At 37.4% G+C, this 8643-nt stretch carries 7 protein-coding genes and 2 pseudogenes; 3 read left to right on the plus strand and 6 right to left on the minus strand.

Annotated features, from left to right (window positions below; genetic code table 11):
* Positions 1 to 198: 198 nt before the first annotated feature.
* Positions 199 to 915, minus strand: a pseudogene (locus QNJ66_RS24480) (cobyrinate a,c-diamide synthase); the annotation flags it as partial.
* Between the two features lie 241 nt (positions 916 to 1156).
* On the opposite strand from QNJ66_RS24480, the gene recA reads away from it, so the two are divergent.
* Positions 1157 to 2233: a recombinase RecA gene (gene recA, locus QNJ66_RS24485; RefSeq protein ID WP_300511270.1), complete on the plus strand. Its 1077-nt coding sequence runs from the start codon at positions 1157 to 1159 to the stop codon at positions 2231 to 2233.
* Between the two features lie 207 nt (positions 2234 to 2440).
* Positions 2441 to 4210: a hypothetical protein gene (locus QNJ66_RS24490; RefSeq protein WP_300511272.1), complete on the plus strand. Its 1770-nt coding sequence runs from the start codon at positions 2441 to 2443 to the stop codon at positions 4208 to 4210.
* Positions 4211 to 4351: 141 nt separating this feature from the next.
* Here QNJ66_RS24490 and QNJ66_RS24495 read toward each other — a convergent pair whose 3' ends face one another.
* From QNJ66_RS24495 to QNJ66_RS24515, 5 genes are all read right to left on the minus strand, one after another.
* Positions 4352 to 4639 (minus strand): PepSY domain-containing protein, encoded by a 288-nt coding sequence (locus QNJ66_RS24495; protein WP_300511273.1) that lies wholly within the window; start codon positions 4637 to 4639, stop codon positions 4352 to 4354.
* A gap of 180 nt (positions 4640 to 4819) precedes the next feature.
* Positions 4820 to 5716 carry a metal ABC transporter permease gene (locus tag QNJ66_RS24500; protein ID WP_300511274.1) on the minus strand — a complete coding sequence of 299 codons (897 nt, stop codon included), beginning with the start codon at positions 5714 to 5716 and terminating at the stop codon, positions 4820 to 4822.
* A 38-nt stretch (positions 5717 to 5754) separates the two neighbouring features.
* Positions 5755 to 6507, minus strand: coding sequence for a metal ABC transporter ATP-binding protein (locus tag QNJ66_RS24505; protein ID WP_300511275.1), 753 nt, complete (start codon positions 6505 to 6507; stop codon positions 5755 to 5757).
* Between the two features lie 248 nt (positions 6508 to 6755).
* A complete protein-coding gene (locus tag QNJ66_RS24510; protein WP_300511276.1) occupies positions 6756 to 7730 on the minus strand; it encodes a metal ABC transporter substrate-binding protein in 975 nt (324 codons plus the stop codon).
* 71 nt (positions 7731 to 7801) lie between these two features.
* Positions 7802 to 8200, minus strand: coding sequence for a DUF948 domain-containing protein (locus QNJ66_RS24515; RefSeq protein ID WP_366146320.1), 399 nt, complete (start codon positions 8198 to 8200; stop codon positions 7802 to 7804).
* Between the two features lie 139 nt (positions 8201 to 8339).
* Between QNJ66_RS24515 and QNJ66_RS24520 the strand changes: the two are divergent.
* Positions 8340 to 8540, plus strand: a pseudogene (locus tag QNJ66_RS24520) (helix-turn-helix domain-containing protein); the annotation flags it as partial.
* Positions 8541 to 8643 lie beyond the last annotated feature (103 nt).

The following is an 8643-nucleotide window of genomic DNA, read 5'->3' on the forward strand; positions in this document are numbered from 1 at the left end:
TGGCCAACAGCTTCTCAAAAAACCTTTGAAGTCTGCGAAGAAGACAAACCAAATCAGGGACAAATAAAAGAAGCGATCGCAGCTTTAAAGACAGATTAAATTTTTAGAGAAAAATTATCCTTGGAGTTTGACGGGGAGACTGGGGGACGGGGAGACTGGGTGAGGGGGGGACGGGGAGACGGGGGGACGAAGAGACTGGGTGAGGTAGGGTAGGAGTTGTTCCCAGTTAAAACAAGTTTGGGCTAAATGGGCTAATCTATCAAAGAAATGATCTAATTCTGGGAGTTCCTGGGTCGGGACTAAACCTAAATGGCGATCAGCTATGGTTAAGGCTTCTTGACGATTAATTACTCCGAAAATTTCAATATTAAGGGGTTTAAGAGCGTTTTTCAGTAAGGTTAAATGGCGATCGCTTCCTACCCTATTTAAAATGACTCCCACAAGGTTAATATTGGGATCAAGAAATTTGTATCCATAAGCGATCGCAGCTACCGATCCCGATAAACGACTACAATCAAGAACTAACACCACAGGAATCTCTAAAATTCTGGCAATATGCGCCGTACTTCCATAATCTTGACATAAACTTTCTTTTGCACCTTCTGCCTCCTGCCCCCTGCCTTCTGCCTCCTTAAAAGGAACCCCATCAAATAAACCCATCACCCCTTCAATAACGGCATAGTCAACCCCTTGAGTATGTTTAGCAAAACAGGATTTAACATAACTGACAGAGGTAAGAATGGGGTCTAAATTACGGCAGGGACGACCTGTGATATAACTATGAAACATGGGGTCAATATAATCTGGCCCCACTTTAAAAGATTGCACCTTGGCGGATTTTTGTCTCAAAAAAGCGAGTAGTGCTAAGGTAATAGTGGTCTTTCCTGTGCCACTGCGATCGCCAGCAATAATTATTGTCACGTTTTATTAAACAGATAACTGGGCAAATTGTTGTTAATTTTAGCTAATTGAGTAATAATCGGCAAAAATAACCGTAAATATTCCCTCTTACTAATCTTAATCTAAATGTTACCCTGGAAAACAGGGTGTATAAAAAAAATTGTCACCGTGACAGTTATTATCAGCAAAACAGGCTATAATAAACTTAATACTTTTGTACTGCTATTGTTGTGTAAGAATTAGGATAGAGGGATTAATGGCTGCAATTACGAACAATCCAGATAAAGAAAAGGCATTAGGCTTAGTTCTCAACCAAATTGAGCGAAATTTCGGTAAAGGTTCCATCATGCGTCTGGGAGACGCAGCCAGGATGAAGGTAGAAACCATTTCTACTGGGGCTTTAACCTTAGATTTAGCTTTGGGGGGTGGGCTGCCTATGGGAAGAATTGTCGAAATTTACGGGCCAGAAAGTTCTGGGAAAACTACTTTAGCCCTTCATGCGATCGCAGAGGTACAAAAAGCAGGGGGTGTGGCTGCCTTTGTGGATGCGGAACACGCTTTAGATCCTACTTATTCCTCGGCTTTGGGAGTAGATATTGATAACTTATTAGTGGCGCAACCAGATACTGGGGAATCTGCTTTAGAAATCGTTGATCAATTAGTGCGATCGGCGGCGGTGGATGTAGTGGTGATTGACTCTGTTGCTGCTTTGGTTCCCCGTGCAGAAATTGAAGGGGAAATGGGGGATACTCAAGTAGGTTTACAGGCTCGTTTAATGAGTAAAGCCTTGCGTAAAATTGCTGGAAACATCGGTAAATCAGGGTGTGTGGTCATTTTCCTAAACCAGTTACGGCAAAAAATTGGGGTCACTTATGGTAGTCCGGAAGTTACTACTGGGGGAACGGCACTGAAATTTTATGCTTCGGTGCGTTTAGATATTCGTCGTATTCAAACTCTGAAAAAAGGTAGTGAGGGGGAATATGGAATCCGTGCCAAGGTAAAAGTTGCTAAAAATAAAGTTGCTCCTCCGTTCCGTATTTCTGAATTTGATATCATTTTCGGCAAGGGAATCTCTCAAATGGGCTGTATGTTAGATTTAGCGGAACAATGTGATGTGGTTGTTCGTAAAGGTGCTTGGTATAGTTACAACGGGGACAATATTTCTCAAGGGAGAGATAATGCAGTCAAATATTTAGAAGAAAATCCCAAAATTGCTGAAACTATTGAACAACAAGTACGTGAAAAATTAGAGTTGGGATCTTTAAGCTTTGCTATTTCCCAAGGAGATGAAAACGAAGAGGAAAAAGCGGAAAAAGGAGAAAAAAAGAAATAGAGACAATGTAGAATTTAGGATTTTGATGTTTCTAAATTCTACATTTTTTTCTCTAACAATCGTAGGGTGGGCAAGTTCAAGAATTATTTAAACTGATAAAACAAATAAAATACTTGCCCACCGCACAAAATTGCTACAAAATTTAACAATAACTAATTAAACTGATGTCATATAATATAAAAATAAAATTTTAAAAATTGCGAAAAAATGGGAACCAAAGCAGAAGAATTAATAAAATTAGCTAGAAAAAATTATCTATATTTATCTGAAGCTGAACTTAAACTTCTTAGAAAGGTCGCAGAAGGTGAAGAAGCAGATTATCTTTCTCGCGATCAGACAGAAAATGACCCACAAAAAGGATATACTTGGGGTCAAAAAAGAAGTCCTAATATTGATGTTATTATTTGGCTTTGTACAGATAAAGAAGCTATTGAATGTTTAACTCATAAAGGAATTAGTATTACTGGAGCAAAAATTGATGGTTGTCTTGATTTAGATTTTATTGATCTTGATGTTCCTTTGATTTTTCGTAGGTGTTACTTTTCACAGGGAATAAAACTTAGGTGTGCAAGGGTTAAACTTCTTGATTTTTCGCAGTCTTATATCGCTTCAAGTGAATATGCAATTTTTGCTCAGAATGCACATATTAAAAGCAATATATTTTTGAGAGATGGTTTTCAAGCCAACGGACAAGTCTGTTTTTATGGAGCTACTATTGAGGGAAGTCTTGACTGTAGAAAAGGTATCTTTAAGAACTATAAAGAATATGCTATCTATGCTGAACAAGCACAGATTAAGTTCGATGTTTTCTTGTCTGATGGTTTTAAAGCTGATGGAGAAGTCTCATTTTATTCAGCTACTATTGAAGGCAATCTTCAATGTATTAATAGTCAGTTTCAAAAATTATACTTACCATCGAAGTATGCACCTCTTACTTGGACTTTTTTTAAAAAAAGACCCATAATTGATATTAGATGGCTTAAGCTATTGTTTAAGCTTTTTGAGATTTTATATAAGAGCAATTTAGTAATTAATGCTGAACTTACTATAATTAACGGTTATGTCCTCTTAAGTGATGGTTTCCAAGCTACAGGAATAGTGAGATTTTTCAATGCACGTATTAATGGAACTTTTTCCTTGCGCAAAATAAAAAATCCTGAAAATATGGTACTTGATCTGAGTTTTGCCAAAATAGATATTCTTGAAGATGACCCAGATAGTTGGCCTGAACAAAATAACCTGTTTCTGGAAGGATTAGTATATGAGACGATTAATAATAATGTTCTATCTAAAAGTAACTCAGGAAAATCACGACTTGAATGGATACGTCGTCAAAATCTTTCTCAAGATTTTTCTCCCCAACCATACGAACAATTAGCAAAAGTGCTTCTGTTGAGTGGATATAAGAACAAAGCTGTAGATATATTAATTGCTAAACAAAACGATCTCCGTAAATATGGCGATTACAGTCATTTGCGTCGGCTATGGCTTCGTATTCTCAATAGAACTATTGCTCACGGATACAAACCTAAGCGTGTATTCTGGTATATAACGCCTTTGATCTTGGTTGGATTCTTTTGTTTTTCATGTGGAGACTCAAACAATTTAATGACTCCATCTAATAACATTGAGCCTTTTAATCATACCAGTGATGAAGAGATTTTAGACAATTATCCAAAGTATAAAAATATCTTGGGAAATAATTCAGATTTTCAAGAACTTTCAATAAATTATCCAAAATTTAATGCTTTAATGTATTCTGTTGATGCTTTTGTGCCAATTATTAATTTTCATCAACAAGATTATTGGCTTCCTAATGCTAATAAGGGAGATAATATCAACTTCCTCATAATAACTATTCCACTAAATACAGGCAGTCTATTACGCTGGTATTTATGGTTTCATATTGTGATGGGATGGTTTCTAAGTTCATTATGGGTAGCAGGGTTTACGGGACTGGTACGTCGTTTAGAATAACATTGTGTAGTTATTTCTAGGAAAATTGATCAAGAAAATAAGCAAAGTTTAATACTTTTTGCTATTATATAAACTCTAATTTTTTTTAGAGTATAATAGTTAGAAATATATTGTATTTAGTCTTCTGAATTATTCTACATTCTACATTTTTTGAAAACTTCTTTTTAGGTTTTGGAACACCATAACTCCTCCTGTAACTAACATCCAAACAACACCCAAACCATTAAATAATACATAAAAAGGTTCTAAAGTATGTCCTAAATATTCTCCTTCATGAATACTCATTAAAAAATGTACTTGATCTCTTGATAGTCCAAACCAATCTTTAGAAAGACGATAAATAACTCCCGTAGATACAGTCATCATCAAGGGAAGCATTACAATAGGTGCTAAGGTACTATGCCATTTTCTAATCTGATTTAGTTTCATTGATACAACCTATTTAATATTGATAGTTAACCATAGAAGTTAGGTTTCAGTTGTGAAAAAATAACCTTTCTGGGTTTAACAGTGTTAAACCCCTACAAGGACGCATTTGTAGGGACATAAAGTATTATGTCCTGATATACTGTAGCTTTTCACATATCATTACTGATTACTATATAAAGTTTAACGTTTAACTAACTGATCCAATTCTTGATTGGTGTGTTTTTTAAACTGTTGAACTAAGATACCATATTTAGGGGCAAAAATCATAGCTATGACAAATAATAATGTTAATAAAACTACGATGCTGCCTCCTGTAGAAACATCCAGATGATAACTTATATAAGTTCCAAAGACACAGGAAAAAACACTACTAACCACAGAAATAATTAACATATAATCAAAGCGATCGCTTAATAAATAGCCAATAGAGCCAGGAGTTACTAACATAGAAATAACTAAAATAATGCCGGCGGTTTGTAAGGCCGCTACAATAGTTAAAGCTAAGACACAAAGCAAGGTATAATACATCATTTGAGTATTCAAACCAATAGCTTTCGCATGGTTAGGATCGAAACAAAATAACAGTAAATCTTTACGTCGTAAAAGAATAACAACTAAGGTAATAATTCCGGCGATTAAAGTTTGAATAATGTCTAGTGTAGAAATACCCAAAACATTACCAAAAAGAATATGAAATAAATCAATATTACTAGGAATTTTTGTAACTAGAACTAACCCAAAAGCAAAAAATCCTGTAAAAACAATGCCGATCACTGCATCTTCTTTTAGTCGAGTATTAGACTTAATATAACCAATAGCAACAGTTGCTCCAAAACCGAATAAAAATGCTCCGATCGCAAACGGTATATTCATGGCATAAGCTATCACTACCCCAGGTACAACCGCGTGGGAAATAGCATCTCCCATCAGTGACCAACCTTTGAGGGTAATATAACAAGAAAGTACCGCACAAACTAAACCAACAAAGGCACTTACCCAAATAGCTTGCACCAAAAAACCATATTGCAAAGGTTCAGTAAACCAGTTCAAAATATTAGTTAGTATTAAATAATTCAAGCATTTACCTCGCAATGACAATTGTTAATTATTAATTGTTAATTATTAATTATTAAAGGCAATCCTCCAAAGGTCATTTCTAAGTTTTCTTCGGTAAAAGTTTCTTCAGTAGTACCAGAAGCTAAAATAGTTTGATTGAGGAGAATAGTGCGATCGCAGAAGGTAGAAATAGACATCAAATCATGGGTAGAAACTAAAATAGTGTGTCCTTCTTCTCTTAACTGAATCATCAGATCGATAATACGTTTTTCTGTCTTCACATCTACCCCGGTAAACGGTTCATCCAACAAAATAACTTTACCTTCTTGCGCCAAGGCCCTAGCTAAAAACGCCCGTTTTTTCTGCCCTCCAGATAGTTCCCCGATCTGACGATGACGAAACTCACTCATCCCCACTCTTTCTAAACTTTCCATCACAATTCTCTTATCTTTCGCACTGGGAATGCGTAACAGGTTCATATAACCATAACGTCCCATCATTACCACCTCAAAGACACTAACAGGAAAATTCCAGTCTACTTCGTCTGCTTGGGGTACATAGGCCATCCATTGCCGTTTCTGGGCTTTTTTGACGGAAGTTCCTCCCACCAAAACCTGTCCTTGACTGGGAGAGAGAAACCCCATGATTGATTTAAACAGGGTGGACTTACCGCAACCATTGGGACCGACTAAAGCGGTAATAGAACCGGCTTCTACTGTGCAACTGGCGTTATATAAGGCGAGTTTAGCGTTGTTGTAGGTAACAGTGAGGTTATCTATGCTGATATCGAGAGATTGAGTGGTTGCTAACATGATGGTGTGTTCAAATGGTTGGCAAGGAAGATGATGAAAAACTATTGCGTTGTGGTCAGAGTTCGGAGTTAGGAGTTCGGAATTATGATTTTGGGAAAGACATTATCTATGGTTGGCAGAAAAGATGATTAAAAACTATTGCGTTGAGATCAGAGTTAAGGAAATTTATCAATAACTTGTCAAAATTAGGAGTCTCAAATGTTTATTTTCTTATTTAAAAAAACTCAACTCCGAACTCCGAACTCAGGTTATTGCGTTTTAGTACCAGCGAGTAACCCATTGGAGATAACCCGCGCATCGTATTCTAGTAAGTCTAAAAAGGTGGGGACTGGGCCTTCTTCGGTGGAAAGGGAGTCAACGTAAAGGTTGCCTCCAAACCTCGCGCCGGTGGTTTTGGCCACTTGTTTTTGTCCTTCGTCGCTGACGGTACTTTCACAAAAAATAGTGGGAACTTGATTGCTTTTGACTTTATCAATGACGGTTTTTACCTGTTTGGGGGTAAACTGTTGTTCTGCATTGATGGGCCAGATATATATCTCTTTTAAGTTATAGTCACGGGCTAAATATGAAAATGCACCCTCGCAACTTACTAAATATCGCTGATTTTCGGTAAGTTGTTCGAGATCACTTTGTAATGCTTCGTCAATGGCTTTAAGCTTGTCACTATAAGCCGCAGCATTGGCGTTGTATGTCTCAGCATTATCGGGATCTAGTTCTACAAATGCTTGACGAATATTCTCTACATAGACTAAAGCATTTTTGGGAGACATCCAAGCGTGGGGGTTGGGTTTGTCTGCGTAGGGACCTTCTGCGATGGCTATGGGTTCGATCCCTTCTGTTAATATCACGGAGGGTACGTCTTGAACATTGCCTAAAAACTTCTCAAACCAACGCTCCAAATTCATGCCATTATATAAAATTAGGTCAGCGTCTTGGGCTTTGGTAATATCGCTAGGGGTTGGCTCATAACCGTGTATTTCTGCACCAATACGAGTAATTGATTGTACGTCTAATTTATCCCCCGCTACGTTTTGAGCGATGTCTGCTAGAACCGTGAAAGTGGTTAATACTTTCTTTTTTCCTTGATTATCGGCCGCTAACTCTGTGGGTTGGCTGTTGTCTGTTTGCCTAGAAGGATCAGCAACTTCACTAGAACTACAAGCAATTAAACCCACCCCTAATATTAAACTCAGGGTCAGGGTAATGCTCCTTGAATAGAACATAAATATTATGAAAATTAATAGGTATTTTTCATAATCTTATCATAATTGTCTCATGATTATTTCACAATTAGTTAAAATTGATCTTTTTCTGGGGTTCTTGAAGAAGAACGACTCCAGGTTTTCCAACCCACCTGAAACCCTCGCAGTAAGCGACGGCTTTGGGTTTGGACGTTTTTAATCTGTGTTTGAGTTTGATTAAGACGATTATCCACTTGTTTAACCACATCTGAGGCACTTTTGACACCACTATCGATCTCATCGGTTAATTCGGTGATTTCTAGCCCTGTGAGGCGAATAGAGTGTAAAGTGGGGGGGAATTCTTTATGCAGAGTATTAAACAATTTATCGGCACTACGGGCAGCCCTGGCTATTTCTTGTAAGACAGGGATAGCTGCGATTAAAACTGCCGTTAGACTGACTGCCATTAAAATAAGAGAGCAACTAAGCCAAAATATGGGATCGCTGGTCATCGAAAAATTGGGTAGAAACCCCGTCCTCTCTTGGTCGGTCTGAGATGCGGAAGTAAATTCCGCCTCATCCGACCGCTTGTAGGACGGCTTTACTCTTTTAGTATAGCATTCTCACAAATAGTGTGTTAAACTGTGACACATGACAGAACGTGCCTATCGATTCAGGTTTTACCCAACCCCCTCGCAAGAAAACCTTTTGCGACGGACAATGGGGTGTGTTCGCTTGGTGTACAACAAAGCATTAGCGGTACGCACCGAAGGTTGGTATGAAAAACAGGAACGAATAGGCTACAGCCAAACATCAAGCCTATTAACTGAGTGGAAAAAGCTTGAAGACTTAGCCTGCATTATTCATGAAGAAAAAACAAAACCTAAAAAATAAGAAATTGGCATCAAAAATTATTTTTTATGAAATGGATTTTTTAAAAATCGTGAATTCGGCT

The sequence above is a fragment of the Crocosphaera sp. genome, assembly GCF_030064895.1.
In the GTDB taxonomy this organism is placed as follows: Bacteria; Cyanobacteriota; Cyanobacteriia; order Cyanobacteriales; family Microcystaceae; genus Crocosphaera.

Coding starts and splice junctions, on each gene's coding strand:
- QNJ66_RS24515 (WP_366146320.1), bottom strand. CDS start 8,200: ATGACCAGCGATCCCATATTTTGGCTTAGTTGCTCTCTTATTTTAATG.
- QNJ66_RS24490 (WP_300511272.1), top strand. CDS start 2,441: ATGGGAACCAAAGCAGAAGAATTAATAAAATTAGCTAGAAAAAATTAT.
- QNJ66_RS24505 (WP_300511275.1), bottom strand. CDS start 6,507: ATGTTAGCAACCACTCAATCTCTCGATATCAGCATAGATAACCTCACT.
- recA (WP_300511270.1), top strand. CDS start 1,157: ATGGCTGCAATTACGAACAATCCAGATAAAGAAAAGGCATTAGGCTTA.
- QNJ66_RS24495 (WP_300511273.1), bottom strand. CDS start 4,639: ATGAAACTAAATCAGATTAGAAAATGGCATAGTACCTTAGCACCTATT.
- QNJ66_RS24510 (WP_300511276.1), bottom strand. CDS start 7,730: ATGTTCTATTCAAGGAGCATTACCCTGACCCTGAGTTTAATATTAGGG.